We start from the raw sequence: 25389 nt of genomic DNA, 5'->3' as shown, positions 1-25389 counted from the left end.
GAGAATGACATGGCAGGTGAGAAGAACGCCGGTAGCATCGTTTATGAAATCAGCGCCGACGTTGAGCCGCTGCTGCAGGGCGGGAAACAGGCCATTGATGCTCTGGACAAACTGGATGCTGCAGCCCAGCAGTCCGGAAAGGGAATGGACAACCTAGACCAGAGTGCATCCCAGACCGGGTCCGCGTTTACTGAACTGGCTGGCTATGCCAACTCCATGGACAACCAGCTGCGCAAGTTGAACACCAACGTGAGCGGCATCGCCCGCGCAATGGAAGAGGCCCGCAGCGGTACCGGCGGCGCGAGCAGTGAATTCAGCCGAGCAGAATCCATCATCGAAGCGCTGGGTAACCAGCTGGCTGTGCTGGACGAAGCGCAGGAAAATGGCGCGCGTAGTGCCGCAGTTCTGGCTGCGCAGTTGCGTGCAGGATCGAAAGCCACCGACGAAGAGAAGCAGAAAATCGGCGAGCTGACTGGTCGCCTGTATGACATGAAGACTGGCGTTGAAAATGGTGCAAAAGGCACTGGTAGCTGGAAAACCAGCATGCAGCAGGCCGGGTACCAGGTTCAGGACTTCATCGTGCAGGTGCAGGGTGGGCAGTCTGCGCTGGTGGCGTTCGCGCAACAGGGGTCACAACTTGCCGGGGCGTTCGGTCCTGGAGGAGCCGTGGTGGGCGCCATAATAGCGCTTAGCTCTGTGCTGGCTGGCGTGCTGATTACTTCGCTGAATGGCGGTAAGAACGCCATGGATGCGCTGAAAGACGCAGCTGAAGCGATGGATAAGGTGATCACCATTTCCTCGCAAGGCGTGGCCGCTCTATCCGACAAGTATGCTGCCCTGGCGCGGGTAAATGCCGACGTGGCAACACTGCTCCGTAATCAGGCGCTGCTGGAGTATAACCAGGCCATCTCGAAGATACCTAAGGCCATTAGCGACGCGTCTGATGCTTTCATCACGTTAGGCGATCGCGCACTGGCGGCAGTGGGCGGTGCGTCTCCCAGCATCAAAAAATTCAACGATGAGCTTTCTGCGCTTGGTGTTACCACCACAGACTGGAGCCAGGCCATTCAACAGGCCAACAGCCAGGGTCAATATGCCTCTGGTATTGTGAACTCGCTGTCCTCAACGGTGAGCACGCTTTCTTCTCGTCTGGGCATCAGCAAGCAGTCAGCGTTTGATCTGGCAAGAGAACTATCAGACCTGAGCAATAACCCTTCACCAGAAGCACTTCAGGAACTGGCGAAAAAACTCCAGGAAATGCAGTCCTCATCCAAAGATGGGCAGTCAGCCATTGCTGAGCTGGCTGGTAAACTTGTCGATCTGGCGAGAGAAGCAGCCAACGCGAAGATAAACGTCGACAGCCTGAACAAGTCCACTGACAACCTCACGGCCGGGCAGAAGAACCTCATCAAGCAGTCTGAGCGAAACCTTGCTCTGTCGAAACTACAGGGCGAGGCCCGCGCACGCTTGCAGGCGCAATACGCCGCCGAAGATGCCGGGTTTGCGAAGGATGATCCGCACGCGAAGCAAATGGAAGACGATGCTGCAGCTACGTACAAAAATACGCAGGCGCAGAAGTCGCTTCAGTCAGAGCAGAAGAAGGGCGCGTCACAGGCTGATTCTATTGCCCAGAAGCTGGCGAACCTGAAACAGCAATCAGAGCTTGCCGCCGACTCAACGAATAAGCTGAGTCGCGAGCAGGCCATCCTGACTGCGCAGCAGTCGCTCGGGAAAGGAGCCACTAAAGAGCAGATAGCGCTAGCCGGTCAGTATGCGGCAAAAAAATGGGATACAGCCAACGCCATCAAAGCTGAAGCTGCAGCCCAGAAGCTTCTCCCTGAAGCGGCTGAGAACGCCAGTTACAAACAGGATGTTGAGGATCTGAATACGGCGCTGGCAGCGAAGAAAATCAGCCAGGAGCAGTACAACCAGACCTCAGAACGACTGGCGGCAACGCACCAGGCTAACCTCGCGAAAATACAGGCACAACAGGCTGTAACGCCACAGCAAGAGGCTGTCGGCGGAGTTGACCCTGTTCAGCAGCTGGCTAACGAGAACGCAAAGAAACTCGCGCTTATACAGTCATACGAGCAGCAAGGGCTGATTACTCACCAGAATGCCATGGCATTGCGTGCTGCAACTGACACGAAGTATGAGCAGGCGCGCATCGCTGCCCAGTGGGAGATTTTCCGCAACCAGAGTATGGGTAATGAGTTGCTGGCCGCGAGCTTTGACTCTCTCGCAGGCAATGCTTCCAATGCCTTTACCGGGATCCTGACTGGAAGTATGTCGGCGCAGGAGGCAATGCAATCTCTCGCCAGCAATGCCCTGAATAGCCTGATTAACGGTTTCGTTCAGATGGGTGTCGACTGGGTGAAATCTGCCGTAATGGGTGCCGCAGCTCAAAACTCTGCAATCGCAGCAACCACAGCAGCTCAAACGGCCAGCCTTGCCACCACTACCGCCGCCAGCACAGCTTCAGCCGCCACAACTACTGCTGCATGGACGCCAGCAGCGCTTGTAGCCTCTATCGGCTCATTCGGCGGTGCTGTGGCTATTGGTCTTGGGGCCCTGGTGGCAGCCATGGCTGTTGGAAAGGGGCTGTCAGGGAAGCGCAAGAATGGCGGACCGGTATCGGCAGGATCAATGTACCAGGTCGGAGAGGGCGGTATGCCGGAGATTTACCGGGCGAGTACCGGTAAGCAGTACATGATTCCAGGGGATAATGGACGGGTCATCAGCAATAAGGATATGACTTCAGCTGGATCTGGAGGCGGTGGTGTCGTGGTTAACGTGAATAACTACACCGGCGCTGACGTTCAGACCAGGACAAGGAATGATAATGGAAATCAGGTGGTCGATCTTTTCATTCAGGACGTAGAGACAGGCGGGCCCATGTCATCAACGCTGGAATCAACATACGGACTTTCACGCCAGGCAAACGGAGACTACTAATGGCAGATGTAAAATACCCGCCATTCCTGCCGCTTCCTCAGCGTGCAAACATGAACATGACACAGGACACCAGCTTCAGGCAAAGCAATCCTGCAGTTGGTCCTGCGGTGTTCACCCCGATAACCACTGACCTGAAAACAACCTGGAATCTTAACTGGATTTTCACCCTTGCTGAAGCCGAGCGTTTCAAGTCATGGCTACGATCGCCAACATACTGTAATCGTGGCCAGGTATGGTTCGACATTCCTGTTGATTTGGGCGATACCCAGGGCGTGCAGGTGCAGGAGGTTCACTTCATCACCATGCCGGTGCAGACCAGCAAGAATGGAAACACCGTCACCTGGACGGCGGACATCATCTGTAATTTCATGAATGATATTACTGAAGACTACGACGACTGGATTGTTGGAGCCCAGCCAGGAGCGGGTTACTGGTATGACTTAATCGTTACGGAGATCCTTCCAGATGCCAACACTCCGTGAATGGAAAGAGCGCAGGCCTGCGTCAGATCTTAAGCAGACTGTTGTCTTTTCACATTCTGCATTCGGTACTGACAGGCTGGTAAATAACCTGTTTGAACCCGCTACATTTAACGGTCAGGTATACCAGCCAACCCGGTTCGATTTCTCTGAACCTGCACAGGATGGAACAACCACGCTCAATGCAACGATTACTTTCGCTTCGCTATCTCAGGACATAAAGCAGCGATTGAAACTGTGGCGCGGCCCAGCCCGCATGGAGCCGATCCTTTTCCGCTACGACATCTGGGAAAACATAGGCGACACCGTACCACTGAAGACTTATTCAATGTATGTACGTGATGTGGCAGCCGCCGCTGAAAACGTTTCTGTCACGGTGGGGATGACAAACCCTCTTACCGTGGCCACAAGCATTATCTATACCGTCGAACTGTATCCCGGTCTGAGTAATATCTGATGAATAAATTTGAATTTATCCGGAAGGTTAATTCACTTCCGTGGGCTGATCGCGCGTGTAGTTTTGATGCAGTGGACTGCTGGGGATTAGTCGTTCTTTACTTTCGCCATGTATCAGGAATCGAAATACATCAGACGCCGGATTACGAGGCCGGTGAAGATTTCATCACATGTTACGAAGGCGATCGAATTTTCTGGAGGGCTGGATCTCGTAAGGAGGGGCACATTGCTGTCTTCTATCGAGGAGAGCGGCCAGATCATGTTGGTATCGTGATCGGGAGTAATCGCTGTCTGCATTCCCGCGGGGAAGGTGAGGGCGTTAGGATTGACCCGCTTCCTGTACTTGAAAGAGCATTCACGAAAACGGAGTTCCTGCAGTATGGCGACATTTGAAATCCAGCGTCTACCAGGCGCGCCAAAACAACGCGGACGAATTGAGCCTGGTCAGCGTATGGTTGACTGGTTGAATGGTCAGAAGCTGCATAATTCGGTAATCGTGAAGCTCAATGGCAAGGAGTTAGGTGACGATTTTGATATCGGTTACCGATTCATGGTTGATGATCACCTGTCAGTGTTTGACCAGCCTCAGAATATGGGTGGCATTAAAGACCTGATTAAGCTTTCTGCACCATGGGAAGCACTTAACCCAATTAAGCTGACCAAGAAGGCTATGGCAGCGCTGCAGAAGACACTTGTAGGAGACATCAAGAAAACCCCTTCAGTCGCAACCGGCGAGTCTCCTAACAACGATTTAACCGGGCAGACAAACGTTGCCAGGCTGTATAAGGGGCGCCCTAACATTTACGGACAAGTGCGCTCTTACCCAGACCTTATCCAGGAATCACTTTTCGAGTACATCAATAACAAGAAATTCGTCACAGAATTCATGGAAGTGGGTTATGGGCGTTATGACATCTCATTAGTCAGATATTCAGAATCGTCATTTACCGCGATGGCCGGAGCCAGTTATCAGATTTTCCAGCCAGGGCAGATAATCGGCACGATTAACGAGGGATATGCGTTTGATGATGTCGACGGGCAAGAACTTCCCGGGCTGAATGAAGATACCGGCGCTATCAAACAGCAGGCCACAACAAACAGCATCGTCCAGGGCACGTATGCCGGCGGGCAGATTTCAGTAAAAATCGTCAAAAATGCATCGTTTGATTATTTCTTCGATGCAGTAAAGCCTCTGTCAGTAACATTCGTAATCAACGTCACCTACGCCACTGCATCTGGTTCAGTTACGAAAAATATTACCGTTACTGGCCAACTCATTAGCGCCACCCTGACCAATGATGGCGCGGTGATAAACCCTGTTCAGTGGTATACGTTTGTCTTTAGCGATCTGGGTGGCAATGACATCATCGAGACGCCAGCAAACGCCACTATTAACACGACATACTTCCAGATTACAGAATATGAAGGGACTATCGTCGGCCCGTTCTTCTCTGCTGTTGAATCAACTTACCTCTGGTTCCATCTGTCCGGGAACATCGGGGGAGGGAAAAATAACCCGGTTATCATAACCTGGTGGAAAGTCGACGACGACAACAACATCGTACCGGGTACACAGGAGACAATGCGGGTAATTATCAGTAATACCAGCAGCAGTCAGGATTATGTCTACTACACGTTTAAAGTCACGCCAGCGGCAGGCAAGGCTCGTTATGCATTCACGTTGAAGCGTGACAATAACTCAAACTCCAGTTCAGCACTGTATGTCCTGGCTGCTCACGCAATTAACGTCAGGACGAATGTTGTCTATCCCGATGACACGCTGGTTAAGCTGACCGTGCAGGAAACTGAGTTCGCTTCAGGAAGCAAAGACAGGAAATACAACCTTCTTGCCCAGCGCCAGGTCATCTCATACAACCGAACTACTGGTGCAGTTGACTACACGCTGCGGTCCTCGCGTTCGTTTGCCGATGCTGTTCTGCATGAGTGGGTTGTTGTCGCTAAACAGGACGTGAATCGCCTGGACCTTCCAACGCTATATGCCATCGCTGACAGCATTTCAGATCCGCAGCTAAGTTTCTTCGATTACACCTTCTCAGACTCGAAACAGTCTCTCGGTGAGCGTATTCAGGTCATCTGTAACGCTGCTCGCGTAGACATCAACTGGATCGGCGATATGCTGACGTTCTGGCGTGACGAGAAGGTAGACGTGCCGGCTGCGGTTTTTGGACGCAGCAACATGTTCTGGGATGGGTTCAAAATTGGCTATTCCATGAGCCTGCCAAACGGATATGACGGCATCACTCTGGATTATGTCGATCCACGCACGAATAAGAAGGCATATATCTACCTGCAGGTTAGTAGCTCCGGAATTAGCGAGGTAACTACTCAGACCGAAAATGCAATGACAGTTAGTCTGTCAGGGTGCAGGAGCGTCACGCAGGCGCGCAATAGAGCATGGCTGGAAGCCAACAGGCTGGTTCAGTCACGCATGAGCATGACTGTAAAAGTTTTCGAAACGACACAGGTTGTACGTGGCGCGGTGGTGCAGTGCCCAGATATGTACGACAACGCCCTACAGACAGGATATCTGACCGGGCGCTTCGGAGATGTTTTTTCCACTTCTGAACGGCTGGAGTTTCCCGATGATATGTGGGTCGTTATGACGGACAGCCTCGGAAATTTCCATGGACGCTATCGTGCATATGCGGTTGTTGGCAATGCCAAAGCATTCACAGCTGCAGCCGAAGCATTCGACTTGAATATTTACGATGGCCGGACTGTGCAAACACCATCTCGTTATTTCATTTCCAGCAGTGAAGAACTCAACTCAACGATCTGGCGCGTAGAGTCGTCGAAACCAAACGGGGATGATACGCAGACGCTTTCTCTCGTTGAATACACCGACGACATCTACCTGAACGACTAACCAGCATATAAACAACCTGCTTCGGGTATACCCCGAGGCGTCTTCACGTCTATAAGAGATAAAAATGGCCGATTCATACGCAAACATCCCGGTTCCAACTCCGACGCAAAACCCTGTACCAAGCCCTGATATTCGCGATCATGTATTCGGTGGATCGAAAGTTGATGAGTTTGTCACTTCATTGCAGCGTGAGTACGAAGACAGATTTGGCAAAAAACATTACACGATCGAGGGCTTGCGCTGGGTAGCTCAACAAGCTATTTCAGCTTTTGGGTACATTACACTCGACAGCTTCGAAGATGGAAACAATCTCACGCTACCTAACCAGGTTCTGCGCTTTGAAGCTACAGGTGAGTATTATCGTTGGGATGCTTCCTTTCCTAAAAATGTACCAACTGGCTCTACCCCTGAGTCTACTGGCGGCATTGGTCTAGGGAAGTGGATATCTGTTGGAGATGCTTCCCTGAGAAGCGATTTGCTTTCAGACGGTAAAGCAACTTTGGTTGGATATCGTGATGGTACAGTAGCTGAAGAACTGGATCGTTCACGAAAACGCAGCGGTGATGTGATATACGCTGCTGATTATCTTCCTGACACATATACGCCAGGTAGTGATGTTACCGCTCAGATGTTAAATATGGTTGCTGCTGTCAACGCCGTAATTAATACCGAACATAATGGAAGGCCAGTAACACTCGAATTTCCTTCAGGGTGGTTCAAGCATTCATCGACTTTATGGTTTACCCGGCCAGTTGTATTCTCTAGTACTGGAGATACGAAGTTAGAATATGCGGGCGCAGGCAATCAAATAAAATTCGGTCCTGATGGCATCACATTAAATGGAGAAGGTGGCGGTGTAGATCATAAATTACATGTTACTTACGGATTTATTGGTTGCGGCCTGTTCACGTTTACTGGAGACCTATCAGATCACGGTATTGTTTTCAATGAGTTTATAACAAACCCAAGATTGATAGGTTTAAGGTTTATGAACTACGGTTCTGAGAGTTACTATCAGGTTAAATTATGGGGTCACTGTTGGGATATTACTCTTGATAACGTCAGGCATGTAAATACACAATCTAAGGCCGTAAACTTCCTTAGCGCCAATGGTAAAATGAAAAATGGCACGGTCGATTATGGTAATTCCAGATTACACATAGGTAGAGATGTGTATCTCCATATTGAGGGCAGCCGTTCCGGCGGTGTGTGCATTGATGTTGGTGGCGCAGACTACCGATTTGATGGAGTTGCGCAAGGGTGGAGAGTAACACATCAGTTAGGTGCCTTTGCAAGTAACCCAAGGATAAATGGTTATCATGAGACGATTTATCCAGAGTGTGAGACTTTAATAACTTATGGTGGGTTGCCAGGTGACTCTGTTGTCCCTGACGATCATTACTTTAAAGGGGGAGTGATTGGTGGCGACTCTTTATACTGGAATGCTCATAACTTTACATCAGGTGAAGGCTACCCGCCATCAAACTGCCGATTTATGAAACCAGGAAGGACTGATGTTGTTTTAAGGGATTGTAGGATCGGTTCACTGGATTTGGCTGACTATGACACTACTTATCCTCTTGTTTTTACAAATGTAGTTTCAGGTCGACCTAGCTTTAATAATTGTTTCAATAACGTTGGTTATAGCCCGATACAGATACATGAGCAAAATGCTCTTATTCAGCCATGGATTAGCGACAGGCCAGTTAATAATTTGGTAGTTAACGGTAGTGCTCGCCTTTCACGAAGTGGTAGTTCATTTACATTTAACTCTGTAGCAACAATGGCACGAGTATTTGACTTTTGGGCTTACACATCTAGTGGGACAGCTGAGTGTGATTTTTATAGAAACCTGATGAGTAACGATTCTCAATTTACTCATGACGGTACCAATATAGGGATTGTTGTACCAGTAGCAAACAATGATAATAAATCCCTTCAGGTTATTCTCGACAAAAATGCATTCAAATGCCAAGGCAAGGACATCACATTATCTTTCATGCTTGTAAATGCAGATGCATCTGTACCTACTAATTTAACTGTTGCTCTTAATTTGTCATTTTCTCCAGGTTCTGGTGTTACCAGAATATATTCATTCGGTCAATTTAATGCTGGTTCATCATGGGGGTTGAAAAAATTCACTCTCAACATACCTTTTGAAGGTCTTGTTTCTGATGATAATGCAACTGCATTTTTGTCTTTCGATTTACCGAAGAATCAGAAGGTAAACGTCAGAATTGCAAACGTTAATCTTTGCGAGGGAACGATAGCAATTCAAGGACCTTCGCAAATGAAGGATTGGGATCTTGTAGCTCAATCAAAGGCTTATTATGGCAGTTAATTAAAAGGGGCTTACCGCCCCTTTGTTATAACTTTATCTTCTTGCCAATGTTAATGAATGGTCTTTCTATCAACGCGTAACATAAAGATGAAATCACACAAACTAGTCCAAAGCTTCCAAATAAATAAACAAGCTTAAAATCTGCTGGTTCATTTATTATTTTGTTTGCATGCATCCATGTGAGAATAGTGTACAGTATAACGCTGTGTAAAACATAGATGCTAAAGCTTGCATTTCCAAGCCTTACAAATCCTTTAAACGAAAGTATGCCAAATAAATTGGCTCCTTTGCATATCGAAAATAGCATGCAAAAATACCATGGCAGCATAGTGGTCGAGTATAGCTCTGGTTGATAAGTGAAAATCCCAACCAAACTGACCAATAAAATAATCTCGCATGTTATTTTATTTAGCCTAACCTTACCAATTAGTTCATAACACAACATACCCGCAACAAATAATATACATATTCCTGCTTTTATATTGTTAAGTGCGGGTATGAATCCAATTAAGTAAACAAATATAAACATCAGAGCCAGAACAAAAGCTGTTCCATTTTTTCTGAAGAGATATAGTAACGGCAGAGAAAAATAGAATCCCCATTCCCATTGCAGCGTCCAAAAGACACCAAGAAAGATCCAAGAGTCCTTGAAGTAGTTCATTGGTGGATAGTCATAGAATAAACCCATGTCCATCCATCTAAATATATCCTTTGCATGAAGGTAATTTGATGGGTTTGGATAATTTGTCAAATACAATATTACGACAATAGAAAGCATTGCAGTGAATATTGTTGCAGGGGCTATCCTGAAAAATCTATCTTTATATAGGTTAACCCAGTCAACATTATCTTTTGTTGAAACTTTACCCCAAAATAAAAATGCAGTTATCATAAAGAAAATTGATACTGCAAACTGAGCTATGTAGCTTATATCATTATATATTGTTTCCCACTTTCCAGTAGTGATATATCTCACGAAATAGTCAGAATGAAAAATAGCGACAAATGAAGCAAGAAAATATCTCAATCCATCCATGCCAGTGTTTCTTCTTACATGTACTTCGTCATCAAGATATTTGAATATAGGCAAAGAAAAAATCATGCCAATAAATATGGTTATACCGAAAACGTATAAATATTGGTGCTCAACCATGAGGCTGCCCTGTAAAATCATAAAAACCCATTATAACTTTGCTGTTGAGCATTAGTCCATAATGCAGGCCTGTTCAAATTACATTTCTGACAAAAAGCCAGAAGAGAAACCATGATGTGGATATTTTGATGAGACTGCCTGGCGTCAAAGTGTGCTTGGAGAGTCATAGAGTCTAGGCAGATGTAAGCGTCGTCAAAGGGGGTCTTTTCAAAGTTCAATTTATAGTTTTCACCATCACTTAAGCATTTGCTCAATCGTTACACTTGATCGGCACCACCGATCAATAATACTGTATATATATACAGTTTAGATTGGAGGGGCGTCATGGGATTCCCGAGTCCGTCAGCAAACATGCAAGCCGCTTTTGTTGTAGCAGCAGAGCAATTTCTTCCGCCATCAGCAAGCATTGTCGAAACGCAGGAAGGCTATGATGTCATTGATAACCGAGCACAATTCAAGCGCGGAGACACTTTGCTTATCTGGTTTTGCGGCCGCCAGCAGCATGCGTACTGGGCCGGTGACTCGCTCATAACTGATGATGGTGAATCCATCGAAGGCGAGGCACTTGATGATGTTCGTCTGGTTGGTGTAGTTACGCATACTATTCGCCCAGTCGGTTCAGACGAAAACCCCTTCATGTAGCACCCAAAGTGAGCAATCAGCACTCTTCCTTCTGAAATTTACAAATACCAAAAAACCAATAGCGTTACAGGTTTAGAAGCGAAGCGGTCAGGAAGTAGGCAAGCAGAAACGAGCGGCCATCTTGATCAGTACCCCAGTTAAAACTACTGTATATAAAAACAGTATTCGAGGTATGCATCATGGAGTTCTTCAGACCGGCAGAGTTACGCGAAATTATTGCTATCCCGCTTTTCAGTGACTTAGTGCAGTGCGGTTTCCCAAGCCCCGCGGCTGATTACGTTGAACAGCGTATCGATCTCAATGAGTTGCTCGTGTCCCATCCCAGCTCGACGTATTTCGTTAAAGCTGCCGGCGACTCGATGATTGAGGCCGGGATCAGCGACGGCGATCTGCTGGTGGTTGATAGCTCCAGGACTGCTGAGCATGGCGATATCGTGATCGCCGCGGTAGAAGGGGAGTTTACTGTTAAGCGACTGCAACTGCGCCCGACAGTCCAACTCATTCCAATGAACAGCGCTTACTCACCGATCATCGTCGGCAGCGAAGATACGCTTGATGTGTTCGGTGTCGTGACTTTCATCGTTAAATCGGCGAGCTAAATATGTTTGCGCTCTGTGATGTGAATTCGTTCTACGCATCATGCGAGACGGTGTTCAGACCGGACCTGAGAGGGCGGCCGGTTGTCGTTCTCTCAAATAACGATGGCTGTGTAATTGCACGCAGCGCCGAGGCCAAGGCCGCTGGAATTACCATGGGTGAGCCATTCTTCAAGCAAAAGGAGCTTTTCCGGCGCGCTGGTGTTGTTTGCTTCAGCAGCAACTATGAGCTGTATGCTGATATGTCGAACCGAGTAATGACGACGCTTGAGGAAATGAGCCCCCGCGTCGAAATTTACAGTATCGATGAAGCTTTTTGCGATCTGACTGGCGTTCGCAACTGTCGGGATCTGACCGAATTCGGCAAGGAGATTCGCGCGACGGTTCTGAAACGCACTCACCTGACAGTTGGGGTCGGGATTGCCCAGACAAAGACACTGGCCAAGCTCGCAAACCACGCTGCGAAGAAATGGCAGCGGCAGACTGGCGGGGTAGTTGACCTATCCAATATCGATCGTCAGCGCCGACTTCTTTCCTTGGTTCCAGTCGAGGACGTCTGGGGCGTAGGTCGCCGCATCAGCAAGAAGTTGAACGCCATGGGCATCAAAACGGCTCTTGACCTCTCAGAACAGAGTACGTGGATTATTCGAAAGCACTTTAACGTAGTACTCGAGCGAACGGTCCGGGAGTTACGCGGCGAGCCATGCCTCGATCTGGAAGAGTTTGCACCGGCAAAACAGGAAATCGTCTGTAGTCGTTCGTTCGGCGAACGCGTTACTGAGTATGAACAGATGCGCCAGGCCATCTGCAGCTATGCGGCGCGTGGCGCAGAAAAGCTTCGCGGCGAGCATCAGTACTGCCGCTTTATCTCTGCGTTCGTGAAAACCTCACCATTCGCGCTTAATGAGCCGTATTACGGTAACAGCGCTTCAATGAAGCTTCTCACCCCAACTCAAGATTCCCGCGACATCATTAACGCCGCGGTAAAGTGCTTGGACAAAATCTGGAAGGATGGTCACCGATACCAAAAAGCAGGAATCATGCTTGGGGATTTTTTCAGCCAGGGAGTGGCTCAGCTCAACCTTTTCGATGAAAACGCACCGCGCGCAGGAAGTGACAGGCTGATGGAGGTGCTCGATCACCTGAACGCTAAAGACGGAAAAGGCACGCTCTACTTTGCCGGGCAGGGCATTCAGCAGCAGTGGCAGATGAAGCGAGAAATGTTATCACCGAGATACACAACGCGGTACCTGGATTTGTTAGTAGTAAAATAACGATAAAAAATGTAAATTCTAACAAAAATTTATTTCAAGTGGGTGTGGTATGGATTTAGATAAGGCTGAGCAACTGCTAAAAGAAATGCATGATCTTTCACGAACGTATATTAAGATTGATTTTCTTTATATAGGTGCTTTTGCAGCGGTTCTTGCATATTTCAAGGTTGATGACTATGCGATTGTCAAAAATTACACTTATATCAGGTTGACAGGCATAATTATAGCTCTTGTGCTTTTTTTGGATTTTATATTTGTTTGGTTAAGCCTTAAAGATAGATTTGAAGTTCTTGACGAGCGTTTCAATGTTGAAGATAGAATTAACATGTCGAAAACTAAGCAAATCTTGCAACTTGCTGTACATCTATCCGCTCTTTTATTTGTAATGTGCACCTTCTTAGGGTATTTCGACGGAAGCAGGAATTGGTATGAAGAGATGGAGAATGCAGCTGTGATTCAAGATAAGGTTGAAGAATATGTGATAAATAACAAACGTTCCCCTGTCTCTTTAAGAGAGATAAATGATGAAGATTACCAGATGTTTTTGAGTAAAACATTCAGCAGGGTTGTTTATGCGAAAACAAGCGTTAAGGGTTATGAGATAAAAATTTTCAGACAAGGAGATGATAAAAATCCATTGGTGGTGGCTGATTATTTTAATATTAGAGATTATATTAAAAATAAATACGAGAAGAAAGTAGAGTAATCTCTTTTATATATAATTGACATCATCTAATGATGGGTTCTACTAAGTGTGAACCAGATTGATGCACATTACCTACGGCTCGCGTCACGGCGTGCCAGATAAAGTTGTCGGCGGGCACTGCACCGTCGGCAGCTATCTCTTCCGCTTCTTTAGCTCCCACACTTTGACGCATCCATTCCCTTGCTGCTTCCGGCGATAGAACCAGTGGCCTACGGTCGTGAATGTCGACCAGGCCTTTGTCAGCTGCAGACGTCACTATCAGGAAACCCTCTGCTTCATCGCCGCGTTCGAACGGTGTGCTGCCGATCGCGGCCATAAATATTGGCTGGCCGTCAGCCCGGTGAATGAAGTAGGGCTGTTTCTTGTTGCCTTCCTTTTTCCATTCGAACCATCCGTCGGCGAAGCATATCGCCCGGCCATGCTGCCATAACGTTTTAAACATGCGGCTTGTGGCCGCCGTCTCGACTCGCGCGTTAATCAGTGGTGCTTTGTCCCACCACCCGGGCGCGTATGACCACAGAACCGGATCGAGATGCAGTTGCTCGTCTCGTTCGCTCAGCAGCAGGACCTTTGTACCGGGCGCCACGTTGTACCGGCCAATAGGTTCCGGGTCGTATGGAATGTCGCGATCGGCTTCGTCCGCCAAATAGGCAAGATATTCTTCGCGGGTTTGGGCTTGTGCAAAACGTCCACACATAGAAACCTCCAGCCAGATGTCAGACTGAAAGTATAGGGCAGGGAGAAAAAGTAGCGCGCGCTGGTTAAGTCTTACAAACGGATTCGGGGCAATTATGCTGATGAGGATGAAATGCGTAAAGCGGCGTGTTGCGAAACTGGAAGGAGCTACGCAAAAGATGAGGATTTTGGGGGCGTAACGGGGGCGGTTTACTCTTGGGGGCTAATATGGGGGCGACAAAATAACCGATATACTCCGACATTATCCTTATGCTGTTTGGAGTATGTCATTGATATTCATCTAAGTTATTGAGCGTGCGGAAATTATGATTTGCACTCAATAATTCATGAAAATTTATCAGAGGAAAAGCACTGTGGTCGTCACCGCGATAAACGCAATAAACAGCAGCACCATCACCGCTATCGCAAAGGTCGTGGAGTCCTGAACGTAGGTTTTTTCCTCCCCCTTCATTGGGCCGACAAGCATGATCCAGATGAAGATAAAGGTCACTGAGGCGATCACGACTGAAACGAAAAACAAACTTTCTCTCAATTCATAACCTCAACGAGAACCTTTCGGGCGCTGTGTGGGGACGTACTACGGTGAAAATATCTTGAAACGAAAGTGATTATACCAGACCAATAAATCACAAGAATTTATCAGTCTGGTCATCAACAGGTGGAAAGTTATGCCACGTTGCGGGCGTGCCCGGCAAGAACGGCCAGCGCTTCACCGTTTTCGATAGTGATGTATTTACCTTTAACGGCCAGCATCCCGCTCTTCTGGAAACGACCCAGCAGACGGCTGATGGTTTCCACGGTCAGACCCAGGTAGTTACCGATATCGCCACGCGTCATCGTCAGACGGAATTCACGCGGCGAGAAGCCACGCTCGGCGAAGCGGCGGGAGAGGTTGTAGATAAACGCGGCCAGGCGCTCTTCTGCATTCTTTTTGGAAAGCAGCAGGATCATGTCCTGATCGCCTTTGATCTCACCGCTCATCAGACGCATCATCTGCTGACGCAGGTTAGGCATCTTACCGGAGAGATCGTCCAGGGTTTCAAACGGGATTTCGCAAACCATCGAGGTTTCGAGTGCCTGAGCAAAGCTCGGGTGATGGCCCGTGCCGATGGCATCAAAGCCCACCAGGTCGCCCGCCAGATGGAAGCCGGTGATCTGCTCATCACCCTGCTCGGTGATGGTGTAGCTCTTGATGGTGCCAGAACGGATAGCATAGAGCGATTTCAGTTCGTCTCCCGCTTTAAACAGCGTCTGCCCTTTCTGAATAGGCTTTTTGCGCTCGATGATATTATCAAGCTGATCGAGTTCATGCTCATTCAGGGTAAACGGGATACAGAGCTGGCTGATGCTGCAATCCTGGCAATGGATAGCACAACCGCCAGACTGAATGCGTCGTATAATTCGCTTTTCCGGGATCATAGGTTTGCTCAAGCCTTAATTGATATTGGTCAATTTTAACATCTTTTTGGTAAGTACGTAAGCCTGACAAACCCTCAATAAGGACAAGAGACGACAATGCGTCGCCATCTTCTTGAAATTCCACAGCTTGATTATGGATTTTTAGCCTAACCGGTAGAAAATTAAGCACAAAAAGCCTGGGAACTAGAGCAAAAGATACCCTTCGTGACGCAGTAACCACTCTTTTCGCTGCACGCCACCGGCATAGCCGGTCAGGGTACCGTTGCGGCCAATAACGCGATGGCAGGGCACCACGATGCTGACCGGATTAGAGCCGTTCGCGGCGCCTACTGCGCGTGCGGCCCCTGCGCGGCCTAGCTGCTCCGCAAGCTGGCCGTAATGCATGACCTGCCCGCATGGAATCGAACGTAGCGCCTGCCACACTTCGCGCTGAAAAGGAGTGCCTGCCGTGGCGGTCGGCAGAGTATCGATGATGCTGAGATCGCCTTCGAAGTACGCTGCAAGCTTGTCGCTCAGCCCGCCCGGATTGGTGGCGCGGATACGTTCATATCCCTGTGAGCGGTAGTGAATCGCAAGCAGTTCTTCCATGCGGTCGCTGTGCTCTTCCCATTCGACGGCGCGCAGGCAGAACTGCTCGTCCGCGATCACCCACAGCGGGCCGAGCGGCGTCGCAATCTTGTCTTCGAGTAATCTCAGCATCCTCATTCCTTTAGTTCAGCCTCGGGTAAATCCCCGGTCCAATCGGCAGGCCGACAAGATACCATGCCACCAGCATCACCAGCCATACCCCTAAAAAGATAAGCGGGTAGGGTAAAACCAGCGAATAGTAGGTACCCAGTTTGGCCTCGGGTTTATAGCGCTGCAGGAAGCCTAAAAACAACGGAACAAACGGCGAAACCGGCGCCAGCGGAATAACCGAAGAGTCCGCGATGCGGAACAGGATCTGCGCGAAAGCCGGGTGGAACCCCAGCATCATAAACATCGGTACGAAGATCGGGGCCAGAATCGACCAGATGGCGGAGCCGCTGGCGATAAACATGCACAGCAGGGATGACAGCAGCGCCAGGCCGACAAACGCCGGTACGCCGCTTAATCCGGCAGCCTCCAGCGCGTCGGTCAGGCCCACGGCCATAAACTTGCCCATGTTGCTCCAGTTAAACATCGCCACAAACTGCGCCAGCGGGAACACCATCACGATAAAGCCCGCCATCTCCTTCATCGGCTCGATCATCAGCTGCGGCAAATCGCCCTGACGGCGGATTTTGCCGGTAGCGATACCGTAGGCGAGCGAAACGACAAAGAAGAAGAGGATAATCAGCGGCACAATGCCCTGAATAAACGGTGACGGCAGGACCGTATGTTTAACCGGATCGCGCAATATGCCGTTTTCCGGGACCACCATCAGCGCCACCAGCGCGATAAAGGCCAGCGAGACCACGCCAGCCACGCGCAGGCCGAAGCGCTGCTCTTTGCTCAGGGTCTCCAGCTTTTCATCGCTACGGCCTTCCCATTTGCCCAGGCGCGGCTCGACGATCTTATCGGTAATCAGCCCGCCGACAATCGTCAGGACAATGACCGAGCTTGCCATAAAGTACCAGTTGTCGATCACGCTGACGTGCATAGCCGCATCAATGGTCTTTGCCGCCTCCGTGCTGATGCCCGAGAGCAACACGTCGGTGGTGACGATAAGCAGGTTAGCGGTGAATCCGCAGCCCACCCCCGCAATCGCCGACAGCAGGCCCGCCACGGGATGACGACCGACGGCGAGGAAAATCAGCGCTCCCATCGGCGGCATGATCACCAGCGCGGCGTCGGAGGAGATATGGCTGAAGAAGGCGATAAACAGCACCATGTAGCTCGCGTACCGCGCGCTGACGTGGGAAGCCATCTTCACCATTAATGCGGGCAGCAGGCCAACGCGTTCTGCCAGCCCGGCACCCAGCACAAGCGCCAGAATGGCGCCCAGCGGGGCGAAACCGCTGAAGTTTTTGATGACGTTAGGTAAAAACCAGTGCAGTCCGTCAACGCTGAGCAGGTTTTTCACCGCCACCAGGCTGCCGTCAGCCGGGCTGCGCACGCTCACGTCAAAGGCGGAGAGCACGGCGGTGGCGACCATCAAAATCACGATCAGATAGATAAACAGCAGGAAAGGGTGCGGCACTTTATTGCCGATCCTTTCAACCCAGCCATAGAGCTTACCGGATGGGGAATGCGAAGGTATGGATGACATACTCATGGGCGTTCCTCGGGAGTGTTGTGTTTTTTTATTTTAAAGGTGACGGTGTCACGCCCTGTGGGATCGGACACGCGTACGGTTTTTCTTGTAATTGTTGTTCGAACTCTTCACGGCATTTGTTCAGCAGCGCTGCGTCCAGCAGCAGATTGAGCGCGGTCGCACCCATCACTTTTCCGGCCAGCAGCATGCCTTTGTGAGCAATGGAAGTACGCCCCTGGGACACCAGCTGCCAGGTGTGCAGCGGCGTGCCGACGGTAAAGCAGGGGCTGAAGCACTGGGCGACCGGCATTTTCCAGCTGACGTCGCCCACGTCCGTTGAGCCCGCCAGCACGTTGTCGGTAATAGCGTAGGGCGCGACTTCATCCACCAGCAGCGTCGCCTGATGACGACGGGCAAAGGCTTTACCCGCTTCGCCACCCGTGGCGGCAATATTTTTCAGGCTGTTTTGCAGATCGTTCGGCGTCAGCGTGGCGCGGATCTTGCGGGCAAACTCGCGCTCCTCGTCGGTCCACTCCGGCGTGCCGTAGTGCTGCAGGGCGCGATACATCGCCGCCTCAAGCGTGCGGTTCGGCAGATAGCTGGAGCAGGCTTTATCAAAGCGGCATTCGACGGTGGTTTCGGTCATCAGCGCCGCGCCCTGGGCGATTTTCTCGATGCGCTCGTAGATCTGCTGCGCATCCGCCATCTCCGGGGCGCGGATCAGGTATAGCACCTCGGCCTGCGCCTGCACCACGTTGGGCGAAATCCCGCCGGTATCGGTAATGGCGTAATGGACGCGTGCTTTCTCGATAATGTGTTCGTTAAGGAAGTTGGTGCCGGTGGTCATCAGCGTCACGGCGTCCAGCGCGCTGCGTCCCAGATGAGGGGAGTTGGCCGCATGTGCCGCCACGCCGTGAAAACGCCAGGCGGCCTGAATATTCGCCAGCGTGCTGACGTTAAACATCCCGGCAAAGGCTTCCGGGTGCCAGGTGACGGCGGCATCGACGTCATCAAACAGCCCTTCGCGCACCATAAAGGTTTTCCCGGAGCCGCCTTCTTCGCCGGGACAGCCGTAAAAACGCACCGTTCCGCTGCCGCCGTGCTGCTCCAGCCAGCTTTTCACCGCCACTGCGCCCGCAAGCGCCGCGGTGCCTAAGAGGTTATGCCCGCAGCCATGGCCGTTGGCTCCCGGCGTGGCAGTCTGCGCGGTCGCGCAGTGTGCCTGCTGGCTTAACCCGGCCAGCGCGTCGTACTCGCCCAGCAGGGCGATAACCGGTTTCCCGCTGCCGAAGCTGGCGATAAACGCGTTGGGGATGCCGCCTGCCTCGCGGATCAGCGTGAAGCCTTCTGCTTCCAGCTCGCTGGCCAGCCGTTCGGCGGACCAGAACTCTTCAAAGCGGGTCTCGGGACGATCCCAAATCGCGTCGGCAATATCGGTTAACGTCCGACATCGCGTGTCGATCGCATCGGCAATAAAAGCGTAGTTCTCCTGCATTACACACCTCGCGTCCACGGGAAATTGAGCGCAGTTCGCGCCAGCGTTTCGATGGCGACAGGCATGACCTGCTCATCGAAGTCGAATTTTTCGTTGTGATGTCCGGCGCTCAACTCCGTGCCAAACACCATATAGGACGCCATACCGCCGTTCTGCTGCACGCGGGCCATCATCAGCGTGGCGTCTTCGGAGCCTGCTGGCGCCTTCACCTTATTGATGGCGTGAACAACCCCGGAAACCTGACTCGCCTGCTCGCGCAGATAATCCACCCAGGCCGGCGTCGGTGCGCTGGAGGTGGCTGCCCCCATCAGGCGCACCTCGGCGCTCACGCCGTAGAGCGCCGCCGCGCCGGTAATCACCGCCTGCGCGCGTTCAAAGACATACTGATTAATCGCTTCGCTTTCACCGCGGGTTTCAACCTTAATCAGCGCATTCGCGGGCACCACGTTGCGTCCGCTGCCCGCCTGCATCACGCCGACGTTTACCCGGGAGGCACCTTCGCTGTGCGGGGCGATGCTGTGCAGGGCGAGGGCGGCCTGCGCGGCGGCGAGCAGGGCGTTACGACCGTCCTCCGGCTTACCGCCCGCGTGTGCGGCCACGCCGGTGAAGCTCACGTCGAACTTGGTGGTGGCCATAAAGTTATCGCTGCCGCAGATCACCGTTCCGGCAGGCACGCCAGTACCAATATGGATAGCCGTGAAATAGTCCACGTCGTCCAGCGCCCCGGCGGCAACCATGGCGCGCGCGCCGCGCGTACCTTCTTCGGCGGGCTGGAAGATCAGCTTGATGGTGCCGTTCAGCCGGGCTTCATTCTGCTTAAGCACCTGCGCCAGCCCCAGACCAATGGTGGTGTGGCCGTCGTGCGCGCAGGCGTGCATCATTCCCGCGTTGCAGGAGGCAAACCCGTCGCGGAACGGGCGATGGCTGTCGTCGAGCGCTTCGCTGAGATCAAGGGCGTCCATGTCCACGCGAAACGCCAGGGTTGGGCCAGGGCGGCCGGTATTGAGGGTCGCCACAATGCCGGTAAAGCCGCCTTCAAACGGCGCCAGCCATTTCTCAGGCGCGCCCTGCGCCCGTGCGCGGGCAAACTCATGCGCCAGGGTAGCGGTATCGGGCAGCCCCATCCGGCTTTCGGCATCGACCACGTCGCGACCCATCGCCAGTTCGTAACCCAGCGAGTCCAGGATTTCCGCGACTTTCGCGGCGGTACGAAACTCGACCCAGCCGGATTCCGCGAAATGGTGAAAATCACGACGCCATGCGCTCAGCTGCGAGGGTAACGTCTGGATGTACTGTGCCAGTGTGTCCATATCTGTTCCTGTCATCATTAAAATATGTGAACTGCTTCACGATGTGATAGTTTTTACTTATCACTAACCGATTTTTCACAGTTTTAACCGTTCAGGAATTACCCTCGCACATCCCTTTCCATTAAAGTAGATGACAGTTTCTTTACTCTGATAAACAACGGTTATCGGTCGGGCTATGACATTCCAGATTAAATTTCATCAAATCCGGGCGTTTGTTGAAGTCGCGCGTCAGGGCAGCATTCGCGGTGCCAGCAGAACGCTGAATCTTTCCCAGCCGGCGCTGACCAAATCCATCAAAGAGCTGGAGGAGGGCATGGCGGCGCAGCTTTTCGTGCGCAGGAGTAAAGGCGTCGCGTTGACGGAATGCGGTGAGGGTTTTTACCAGCGTGCCAGGTTGATCCTGGAAGAGCTGCGCGCGGCGCAGGATGACATTCGTCAGCGGCAGGGGGAGCTGGCCGGGCAGATCAACATCGGGATGGGGGCCAGCGTTTCACGCAGCCTGATGCCCGCCGTCATTACCCGCTTTCACGCGCAGCATCCGCAGGTCAAGGTGCGGATTATGGAAGGGCAGCTGGTATCGATGATCAATGAATTACGCCAGGGCGAGCTGGATTTCACCATCAATACCTATTATCAGGGGCCTTACGACCAGGAATTTACGTTTGAAAAGCTCTTCGAAAAACCGTTTGCGGTATTTTGTCGGGAAGGGCATCCGGCGACGGGAGCAACCTCGATTAATGAACTTCTGCATTATAACTGGACAATGCCGACGCCGCGGGGAAGCTATTACAAGCAATTAGAAGAGGTATTTAGCGATCGTTCGCAAATACCGCGAATTGGTGTGGTCTGTGAAACCTTTTCCTCCTGTATTAGCCTGGTTGCGCAAAGTGATTTTCTAAGCATATTGCCGCAGGAGTTGGGCTGTGACCCGCTTCTGGCGCACCGCCTGGTCATGCTGCCGGTTGTCGAATCGCTTCCAAAAGCAGCATATTATTTAATTCAGCGCCGTGATTCACGTCAGACGCCCCTTGCCGAATCATTAATTACACAGTTCAGAAGGGAAGCGAGGAAAATAGTCGTGGCGTGAAAAGCCGACCATAAAAAAACAGGGTCTGTCCGACATCTGACAGACCCTCCAGTACACACAGCAGTGCGTCCTTTCGCCAATCCTGAGTATTATATCCATGAAGCAGGTATATTTAGGTATAACACCTTTCCCGCAAAATGAAAGGATATTGAGTGTTTGATTTTACGAAAATTTAACACAAATCACTTATTTCATCTTTGCTGAAATTTTAGTTAAGTCATATTTAAGTTTATTTTATAAATACTATATATATTCATCATGTTAATATTTGTTGCGCACGACGGCCTGTAACGGTGATTGAGGCCTGTCTCGGGCGCAGGTATAGTACCGTCCTCAGTTGTAGCCGGAGGATATCCATGAACCCTGACGACAAATCCTTTTTTCTTGACGCCATGGAAGATGTCCAGCCGCTGAAGCGTGGCCCGGATATTCACTGGCAGCCCAGCCGCAATACCCGGGTGCGCGAGGAGGTGGATAATGAACAGCTGGATAACTTCCTGACGCTCGATTTTCTTGACCTTCTTCCCCTGGAAGAACCGCTGGCGTTCCAGCGCGAAGGGGTGCAGCAGGGCGTTATCGATAAGCTGCGCTCGGGTAAATATGCCCGCCAGGCCAGCTTAAACCTCCTGCGTCAGCCTGCCGAACGCTGCCGTCAGATGCTGTTTTCTTTTATCTGCCAGGCCAGACGTGACGGGTTACGTAACCTGATTATTATTCACGGGAAAGGGCGGGAGCAGAACTCGCATCCCAATGTAGTGCGCAGCTATCTGGCGCGCTGGTTGACCGAGTTCGAGGAAGTGCAGGCCTTCTGCGTGGCGCTGCCGCATCACGGCGGCAGCGGGGCATGCTATGTCTCACTGCGAAAATCCGATGAAGCAAAACAGGAAAACTGGGAGCGGCACGCCAAGCGCAGCCGCTAGCGGGCGATATTCTCGCCCGCCTGAGACTCAGAACGTTTCCCAGTTGCTGTCGGTGGAGGGGGTTGTCGTTGCCGGGCGCAGCAGCTGTGGCGTTTTCAGATTGGCCGGGCGTGGAGCGACCGCTTTTTCTTTGCCGTTCAGACGAAACGCCGCTACCGCCTGGCGCAGCTGCTCGGACTGATCTTCCAGTGCCGCAGCCGCCGTGGCGGACTCCTGCACCAGCGCGGCGTTTTGCTGCGTCACGCTGTCCATCTGCGAAACGGCCAGACTCACCTGCTCAATACCGCGGCTCTGCTCGTCAGAGGCAGAGGAAATCTCGCCCATGATATCGGTCACGCGGGTAACGGCGGCGACGATCTCCTTCATGGTGGTGCCGGCCTCGCTCACCTGCTCAGAGCCGGTATTCACCCGGCTGACGGAGTTCTCGATAAGCCCTTTGATCTCTTTCGCCGCCTGCGCGCTGCGGCTCGCCAGCGTACGGACCTCGCCCGCGACAACCGCAAAGCCACGCCCCTGTTCCCCGGCGCGAGCGGCTTCCACCGCGGCGTTAAGCGCCAGAATGTTGGTCTGGAACGCGATGCTGTCGATCACGCTGGTAATATGCGCAATTTGCTGCGAACTGTCGGCGATTTCGTTCATGGTGCGAACCACGTTATCCACGACGTGACCGCCGCGCGCGGCCGTTTCAGAGGCGTTTTTCGCCAGCAGCGTGGCCTGACGGGCGTTATCGGAGTTCTGTTTAACCGTTGCGGTCAGCTCTTCCATGCTGGCGGCGGTCTCTTCGAGCGAGGCGGCCTGCTGCTCGGTGCGGGCGGACAGATCGTTGCTTCCTGCGGCAATTTCGCCTGCGCCGGTGTAGATGGAATCGGTGCTTCCGCGCACGGCGCTGACGGTGGTCACCAGCGACTGCTGCATCTCATGCAGGCCAGCGGCCAACTGACCCATCTCGTTGCGGCCAGATATTGCGATATCCTGCGTCAGGTCGCCCCCTGCAATGGCGCGAATATGGTTCATAATGGAGTGGAGTGGTTTTAACAGCAGGTGCTGTAAACCCTGCCAGATGACCACCAGAACCGCGATAACGGCCAGCAGAATTGCCGCCAGGGTCCACTGCATCTGCGTGAAGCTGCTCTGGTTCTCTTCGGTTGCGGCCTTCAGGAGGGTGTTGTTTTCGGCGCGCCAGCGGTTATAGACCGCTTCCATGTCGTCCTGCGCCTGCTGCGCGTCCAGATCCCCATAGGCCTGATAGTTGTCGGCACGCAGATACTCAATCGATAAGCGCATCACTTCGTGCATCTGGTTCCATGATTTCTGCATCTCGTCGGTCAATGCCGCCTCCTGGCCCTTAACCTGCGGCAGTTTCTGCCACTCTTTGTTATAGGCTTCGGCTTTTGCCAGCGAGTCGCCTGCGGTGCCAAGCAGCTTATTGATCGCCGCCAGGGAAGCCGGGTCACGCTGGTTTTTCAGATAGCGGATCGCCACGCGAGTGACGGTGACGCGCGTTTTCACCAGCGTGTTCACGCTGTCGCTCAGGCTTTCCTGCTGGGCATTGAGCACGCCGGAGTTCTGGAAGTTATGGCGATCGTTACTGACGGCAGAGTAGAACAACCCTCCCGTGACAACTTGCAGCAGACAGAATATGGTGAGGGCAAAGATAATACCGGTAATCACGTGCAGATTTTTCAGCATAGCGGTCGTCCGTTAGAGAAGATGCAGGGTTACTTCATTACTATCGTCGTAGAGAATGTAAACTTTAATTAACTCGCGCTTAACTAAAGGCTCCCTGAGGGAACCTGTTGTAAATCCGGATCATTTTTATGAGGAAGGTCAACATGAGCAGCATTGATAAAAGCGGGACGTACGCGCTCGGGACGCGGACGGTGAAACGGCTGGGCTACGGCGCGATGCAGCTGGCCGGGCCTGGCGTCTTTGGGCCGCCGAAGGATAAGCAGGCCGCGCTGGACGTGTTACGCGAGGCTGTGGCGGCGGGGGTGAACCACATTGATACCAGTGATTTTTACGGCCCTCATGTCACTAACCAGCTGATCCGCGAGGCGCTTCACCCGTACCGGGACGATCTGACGCTTGTCACCAAGATCGGCGCCCGTCGCGATGACAAAGGCGCCTGGCTGCCGGCCTTTTCCGCGCAGGAACTGACGCAGGCGGTGCATGACAACCTGCGTAATCTGCAGCTGGACGTGCTGGACGTGGTGAATCTGCGGATCATGTTTAGCGCACACGGGCCGGCGGAAGGATCGATTGCTGAACCGCTTTCCACCCTGGCAGAATTACAGCAGCAGGGGCTGGTGCGGCATATTGGCCTGAGCAACGTCACGGCCACCCAGGTCGCGGAAGCCCGGAAGCTGGTGCCGGTGGTGTGCGTGCAGAACATGTACAACATTGTGAACCGGGGTGATGATGCGCTGGTGGATCTGCTCGCGCAGCAGGGGATCGCGTATGTGCCGTTCTTCCCACTGGGCGGCTTTACGCCGCTGCAATCGTCCGGGCTGAAGGCTGTCGCGGATTCACTGGGCGTCACGGCAATGCAGGTTGCGCTGGCATGGCTGCTGCAGCGTTCCCCAAATATCCTGCTGATCCCGGGCACCTCTTCCGTGGCGCATTTGCGGCAAAACCTCGCGGCGGGGGAACTGCAGCTGCCGCCTGACGCACTGGAAACATTGAATACGCTGATGGACTGATCGTCACAGGCGCAAAGCCGTAAGTGTGCTTACGGGCTTTGCGCGTTTTAAATCTTCTG

At 52.0% G+C, this 25389-nt stretch carries 22 protein-coding genes; 12 read left to right on the top strand and 10 right to left on the bottom strand.

The window, feature by feature from the left end; all coding sequences use genetic code 11:
* Window positions 1-9 precede the first annotated feature (9 nt).
* From ACDO57_RS07275 to ACDO57_RS07250, 6 genes are all read left to right on the top strand, one after another.
* Window positions 10-2955: a phage tail tape measure protein gene (locus ACDO57_RS07275; protein WP_370883769.1), complete on the top strand. Its 2946-nt coding sequence runs from the start codon at window positions 10-12 to the stop codon at window positions 2953-2955.
* On the top strand, window positions 2955-3437 hold the full coding sequence (locus tag ACDO57_RS07270) for a hypothetical protein (protein WP_001752652.1): 483 nt from the start codon (window positions 2955-2957) through the stop codon (window positions 3435-3437). The genes ACDO57_RS07275 and ACDO57_RS07270 overlap by 1 nt, the downstream gene beginning before the upstream one ends.
* Window positions 3421-3891 carry a hypothetical protein gene (locus ACDO57_RS07265; RefSeq protein WP_001752649.1) on the top strand — a complete coding sequence of 157 codons (471 nt, stop codon included), beginning with the start codon at window positions 3421-3423 and terminating at the stop codon, window positions 3889-3891. The genes ACDO57_RS07270 and ACDO57_RS07265 overlap by 17 nt, the downstream gene beginning before the upstream one ends.
* Window positions 3891-4283 carry an NlpC/P60 family protein gene (locus tag ACDO57_RS07260; protein WP_024198017.1) on the top strand — a complete coding sequence of 131 codons (393 nt, stop codon included), beginning with the start codon at window positions 3891-3893 and terminating at the stop codon, window positions 4281-4283. Before ACDO57_RS07265 ends, ACDO57_RS07260 begins: the two co-directional genes overlap by 1 nt.
* A complete protein-coding gene (locus ACDO57_RS07255; RefSeq protein WP_370883768.1) occupies window positions 4270-6777 on the top strand; it encodes a host specificity factor TipJ family phage tail protein in 2508 nt (835 codons plus the stop codon). The genes ACDO57_RS07260 and ACDO57_RS07255 overlap by 14 nt, the downstream gene beginning before the upstream one ends.
* A gap of 64 nt (window positions 6778-6841) precedes the next feature.
* Entirely contained in the window at window positions 6842-9118 is a 2277-nt protein-coding gene (locus tag ACDO57_RS07250; protein WP_370883767.1) for a hypothetical protein, read from the top strand.
* Between the two features lie 25 nt (window positions 9119-9143).
* Here ACDO57_RS07250 and ACDO57_RS07245 read toward each other — a convergent pair whose 3' ends face one another.
* Window positions 9144-10271: an acyltransferase family protein gene (locus tag ACDO57_RS07245; protein ID WP_370883766.1), complete on the bottom strand. Its 1128-nt coding sequence runs from the start codon at window positions 10269-10271 to the stop codon at window positions 9144-9146.
* A gap of 396 nt (window positions 10272-10667) precedes the next feature.
* The gene (locus tag ACDO57_RS07240; RefSeq protein ID WP_248239517.1) at window positions 10668-10871 is read right to left on the bottom strand and encodes a hypothetical protein; all 204 of its coding nucleotides are present in this window, start codon (window positions 10869-10871) and stop codon (window positions 10668-10670) included.
* Window positions 10872-11092: 221 nt separating this feature from the next.
* Between ACDO57_RS07240 and ACDO57_RS07235 the strand changes: the two genes are divergently transcribed.
* The 3 genes from ACDO57_RS07235 to ACDO57_RS07225 are packed head-to-tail and all read left to right on the top strand — an operon-like array spanning window position 11093 to window position 13489.
* Entirely contained in the window at window positions 11093-11512 is a 420-nt protein-coding gene (locus tag ACDO57_RS07235; protein WP_063618771.1) for a translesion error-prone DNA polymerase V autoproteolytic subunit, read from the top strand.
* Between the two features lie 2 nt (window positions 11513-11514).
* The gene (locus ACDO57_RS07230) at window positions 11515-12783 is read left to right on the top strand and encodes a Y-family DNA polymerase (RefSeq protein ID WP_370883765.1); all 1269 of its coding nucleotides are present in this window, start codon (window positions 11515-11517) and stop codon (window positions 12781-12783) included.
* A 49-nt stretch (window positions 12784-12832) separates the two neighbouring features.
* Window positions 12833-13489, top strand: coding sequence for a hypothetical protein (locus ACDO57_RS07225; protein ID WP_370883764.1), 657 nt, complete (start codon window positions 12833-12835; stop codon window positions 13487-13489).
* A 22-nt stretch (window positions 13490-13511) separates the two neighbouring features.
* On the opposite strand, the gene ACDO57_RS07220 is transcribed toward ACDO57_RS07225, so the two are convergent.
* The 7 genes from ACDO57_RS07220 to ACDO57_RS07190 form a co-directional block, all read right to left on the bottom strand.
* Entirely contained in the window at window positions 13512-14186 is a 675-nt protein-coding gene (locus tag ACDO57_RS07220) for an SOS response-associated peptidase (RefSeq protein ID WP_370883763.1), read from the bottom strand.
* A gap of 336 nt (window positions 14187-14522) precedes the next feature.
* Window positions 14523-14705 (bottom strand): hypothetical protein, encoded by a 183-nt coding sequence (locus ACDO57_RS07215; RefSeq protein WP_014883604.1) that lies wholly within the window; start codon window positions 14703-14705, stop codon window positions 14523-14525.
* Window positions 14706-14851: 146 nt separating this feature from the next.
* Complete coding sequence (gene fnr, locus ACDO57_RS07210; protein WP_006174991.1) at window positions 14852-15604, bottom strand: fumarate/nitrate reduction transcriptional regulator Fnr; 753 nt, start codon at window positions 15602-15604, stop codon at window positions 14852-14854.
* Between the two features lie 183 nt (window positions 15605-15787).
* Window positions 15788-16303: a methylated-DNA--[protein]-cysteine S-methyltransferase gene (gene ogt, locus ACDO57_RS07205; RefSeq protein WP_048991206.1), complete on the bottom strand. Its 516-nt coding sequence runs from the start codon at window positions 16301-16303 to the stop codon at window positions 15788-15790.
* Window positions 16304-16313: 10 nt separating this feature from the next.
* Window positions 16314-17840, bottom strand: a complete 1527-nt coding sequence (gene abgT, locus ACDO57_RS07200; RefSeq protein ID WP_048991204.1) for a p-aminobenzoyl-glutamate transporter — start codon at window positions 17838-17840, stop codon at window positions 16314-16316.
* A gap of 28 nt (window positions 17841-17868) precedes the next feature.
* A complete protein-coding gene (locus ACDO57_RS07195) occupies window positions 17869-19314 on the bottom strand; it encodes a M20 family metallopeptidase (protein ID WP_061715394.1) in 1446 nt (481 codons plus the stop codon).
* Window positions 19314-20624 (bottom strand): M20 family metallo-hydrolase, encoded by a 1311-nt coding sequence (locus ACDO57_RS07190; protein WP_061715393.1) that lies wholly within the window; start codon window positions 20622-20624, stop codon window positions 19314-19316. The genes ACDO57_RS07195 and ACDO57_RS07190 overlap by 1 nt, the downstream gene beginning before the upstream one ends.
* 175 nt (window positions 20625-20799) lie before the next feature.
* Here ACDO57_RS07190 and ACDO57_RS07185 point away from each other — a divergent pair, with 175 nt between their 5' ends.
* On the top strand, window positions 20800-21711 hold the full coding sequence (locus ACDO57_RS07185) for a LysR family transcriptional regulator (RefSeq protein WP_048991198.1): 912 nt from the start codon (window positions 20800-20802) through the stop codon (window positions 21709-21711).
* A 356-nt stretch (window positions 21712-22067) separates the two neighbouring features.
* The gene (smrA, locus tag ACDO57_RS07180; RefSeq protein ID WP_048991196.1) at window positions 22068-22631 is read left to right on the top strand and encodes a DNA endonuclease SmrA; all 564 of its coding nucleotides are present in this window, start codon (window positions 22068-22070) and stop codon (window positions 22629-22631) included.
* Window positions 22632-22658: 27 nt separating this feature from the next.
* Here the strand turns inward: smrA and ACDO57_RS07175 are convergent, their stop codons facing one another.
* Window positions 22659-24320 carry a methyl-accepting chemotaxis protein gene (locus tag ACDO57_RS07175; RefSeq protein WP_090417214.1) on the bottom strand — a complete coding sequence of 554 codons (1662 nt, stop codon included), beginning with the start codon at window positions 24318-24320 and terminating at the stop codon, window positions 22659-22661.
* A gap of 143 nt (window positions 24321-24463) precedes the next feature.
* Between ACDO57_RS07175 and ACDO57_RS07170 the strand changes: the two genes are divergently transcribed.
* Window positions 24464-25330 (top strand): aldo/keto reductase family oxidoreductase, encoded by an 867-nt coding sequence (locus ACDO57_RS07170; RefSeq protein WP_370883762.1) that lies wholly within the window; start codon window positions 24464-24466, stop codon window positions 25328-25330.
* Window positions 25331-25389: the final 59 nt, after the last annotated feature.

Source organism: Enterobacter cloacae complex sp. 2015409, from assembly GCF_041365315.1.
In the GTDB taxonomy this organism is placed as follows: Bacteria; Pseudomonadota; Gammaproteobacteria; order Enterobacterales; family Enterobacteriaceae; genus Enterobacter; species Enterobacter pseudoroggenkampii.
Note: the sequence above shows the minus strand (reverse complement) of the source record. Positions and strands in the feature narration are given on the sequence as shown.

What these genes read in the sequence shown, in the direction of transcription:
- ACDO57_RS07225 (WP_370883764.1), top strand. Translation starts at nt 12,833, where the DNA reads ATGGATTTAGATAAGGCTGAGCAACTGCTAAAAGAAATGCATGATCTT.
- ACDO57_RS07245 (WP_370883766.1), bottom strand. Translation starts at nt 10,271, where the DNA reads ATGGTTGAGCACCAATATTTATACGTTTTCGGTATAACCATATTTATT.
- ACDO57_RS07265 (WP_001752649.1), top strand. Translation starts at nt 3,421, where the DNA reads ATGCCAACACTCCGTGAATGGAAAGAGCGCAGGCCTGCGTCAGATCTT.
- ACDO57_RS07275 (WP_370883769.1), top strand. Translation starts at nt 10, where the DNA reads ATGGCAGGTGAGAAGAACGCCGGTAGCATCGTTTATGAAATCAGCGCC.
- ACDO57_RS07270 (WP_001752652.1), top strand. Translation starts at nt 2,955, where the DNA reads ATGGCAGATGTAAAATACCCGCCATTCCTGCCGCTTCCTCAGCGTGCA.
- ACDO57_RS07190 (WP_061715393.1), bottom strand. Translation starts at nt 20,624, where the DNA reads ATGGACACACTGGCACAGTACATCCAGACGTTACCCTCGCAGCTGAGC.
- ACDO57_RS07170 (WP_370883762.1), top strand. Translation starts at nt 24,464, where the DNA reads ATGAGCAGCATTGATAAAAGCGGGACGTACGCGCTCGGGACGCGGACG.
- ogt (WP_048991206.1), bottom strand. Translation starts at nt 16,303, where the DNA reads ATGCTGAGATTACTCGAAGACAAGATTGCGACGCCGCTCGGCCCGCTG.
- ACDO57_RS07240 (WP_248239517.1), bottom strand. Translation starts at nt 10,871, where the DNA reads ATGCGTAACTACACCAACCAGACGAACATCATCAAGTGCCTCGCCTTC.
- ACDO57_RS07250 (WP_370883767.1), top strand. Translation starts at nt 6,842, where the DNA reads ATGGCCGATTCATACGCAAACATCCCGGTTCCAACTCCGACGCAAAAC.
- fnr (WP_006174991.1), bottom strand. Translation starts at nt 15,604, where the DNA reads ATGATCCCGGAAAAGCGAATTATACGACGCATTCAGTCTGGCGGTTGT.
- ACDO57_RS07195 (WP_061715394.1), bottom strand. Translation starts at nt 19,314, where the DNA reads ATGCAGGAGAACTACGCTTTTATTGCCGATGCGATCGACACGCGATGT.
- ACDO57_RS07185 (WP_048991198.1), top strand. Translation starts at nt 20,800, where the DNA reads ATGACATTCCAGATTAAATTTCATCAAATCCGGGCGTTTGTTGAAGTC.
- ACDO57_RS07235 (WP_063618771.1), top strand. Translation starts at nt 11,093, where the DNA reads ATGGAGTTCTTCAGACCGGCAGAGTTACGCGAAATTATTGCTATCCCG.
- abgT (WP_048991204.1), bottom strand. Translation starts at nt 17,840, where the DNA reads ATGAGTATGTCATCCATACCTTCGCATTCCCCATCCGGTAAGCTCTAT.
- ACDO57_RS07255 (WP_370883768.1), top strand. Translation starts at nt 4,270, where the DNA reads ATGGCGACATTTGAAATCCAGCGTCTACCAGGCGCGCCAAAACAACGC.
- ACDO57_RS07220 (WP_370883763.1), bottom strand. Translation starts at nt 14,186, where the DNA reads ATGTGTGGACGTTTTGCACAAGCCCAAACCCGCGAAGAATATCTTGCC.
- ACDO57_RS07260 (WP_024198017.1), top strand. Translation starts at nt 3,891, where the DNA reads ATGAATAAATTTGAATTTATCCGGAAGGTTAATTCACTTCCGTGGGCT.
- smrA (WP_048991196.1), top strand. Translation starts at nt 22,068, where the DNA reads ATGAACCCTGACGACAAATCCTTTTTTCTTGACGCCATGGAAGATGTC.
- ACDO57_RS07175 (WP_090417214.1), bottom strand. Translation starts at nt 24,320, where the DNA reads ATGCTGAAAAATCTGCACGTGATTACCGGTATTATCTTTGCCCTCACC.
- ACDO57_RS07230 (WP_370883765.1), top strand. Translation starts at nt 11,515, where the DNA reads ATGTTTGCGCTCTGTGATGTGAATTCGTTCTACGCATCATGCGAGACG.